Origin of the sequence: Streptomyces calidiresistens, from assembly GCF_014141525.1 — a bacterium.
Classification (GTDB): domain Bacteria; phylum Actinomycetota; class Actinomycetes; order Streptomycetales; family Streptomycetaceae; genus Streptomyces; species Streptomyces calidiresistens.
Genome location: NZ_VKHS01001157.1, coordinates 1 through 1,259 on the forward strand (window position 1 = coordinate 1; position 1,259 = coordinate 1,259).

Genomic DNA, 1,259 nt, shown 5'->3' on the forward strand with positions numbered 1-1,259 from the left:
GGGACGGACGGTGGGGGGACGGGATCCGCGCGGGGTGCGGAACCGACGACTCAGCGACGCGACATGTAGATGTCGAGCGCCTTGTGCAACAGCTTATTGAGCGGGAAGTCCCACTCGCCCAGATACTCCGCGGCTTCTCCCCCGGTACCGACCTTGAACTGGATCAGGCCGAACAGGTGGTCGGACTCGTCGAGCACATCGCCGATACCCCGCATGTCGTAGACGTGGGCGCCCATGGCGTGGGCGTCGCGGAGCATCTGCCACTGCATGGCGTTGGAGGGTCGCACCTCCCGCTTGTGGTTGGCGGAGGCGCCGTAGGAGTACCAGACGTGCCCGCCGACCACGAGCATGGTCGCCGCGGCCACCGCCTCACCCTCGTGCCGGGCGATGTACAGCCGCATCCGGTCCTCCTCCACCGGGGAGGCGGTCTCGGCGTTCAGCGCGCGCCACATCAGCTGGAAGTACGACAGCGGGCGGGGACGGAAGCGGTCGCGCTCGGCGGTGATCTCGTACAGCCGCTGCCACTCCTCCAGGTCCTCGTAACCGCCCCGCTCGACGACCACGCCCGCCTTCTCGGCCTTCTTGATGTTGCGCCGCCACAGCTGGTTGAAGTCCTTGTGGACCTCCTCCAGGGAGCGGTCCCGCAGCGGGATCTGGAAGACGTAGCGCGGCTGCACGTCACCGAAGCCCGCGCCGCCGTCCTCGCCCTGCTGCCAGCCCATCCGGCGCAGGCGATCGGCGACCTCGAAGGCGCGCGGCTCCAGCCGGGTGGCCTCCACGTCGCGCAGTCGCTTGACCTCGGGGTTCTGGATGCCGGCCTTGATCGCCTTGGCGTCCCACCGGCGGATCACCACCGGCGGTCCCATCTTCACGGAGAAGGCGCCCTGCTGCTTGAGGTGCGCCAGCATGGGGCGCAGCCACTCCTCCAGGTTCGGGGCGAACCAGTTGATGACCGGGCCCTCGGGCAGGTAGGCGAGGTACCGCTTGACCTTGGGCAGTTGCCGGTAGAGCACCAGCCCGACCCCGATCAGTTTGTCGTCGCCGTCGAACCAGCCCAGCGACTCCGAGCGCCACTCCGACTTCACGTCGCCCCAGGCCGGCACCTGCATGTGGCTGGCCGAGGGAAGGGAGCGGATGTACGCCAGATGCTGCTCGCGGCTGATGGTCCTCAGGGTCGGGCTCATGTGGGGGCGCTCCTCCGGCGGGCACTTTCGCAGGGTCTGGCCGGAAGCCTACTCGGCGGGGGGAATGCCGAGGGG

Annotated in this window: 1 protein-coding gene; it reads right to left on the reverse strand. The window is 69.0% G+C overall.

All coding sequences use genetic code 11. The features are described 5' to 3' along the window. Positions 1–50: 50 nt before the first annotated feature. Positions 51–1,184 (reverse strand): lipid II:glycine glycyltransferase FemX, encoded by a 1,134-nt coding sequence (locus FOE67_RS26085; RefSeq protein ID WP_182667286.1) that lies wholly within the window; start codon positions 1,182–1,184, stop codon positions 51–53. Positions 1,185–1,259 lie beyond the last annotated feature (75 nt).

Excerpts from the sequence above, each read along its gene's own strand:
- FOE67_RS26085 (WP_182667286.1), bottom strand. The coding sequence starts at position 1,184 with ATGAGCCCGACCCTGAGGACCATCAGCCGCGAGCAGCATCTGGCGTAC.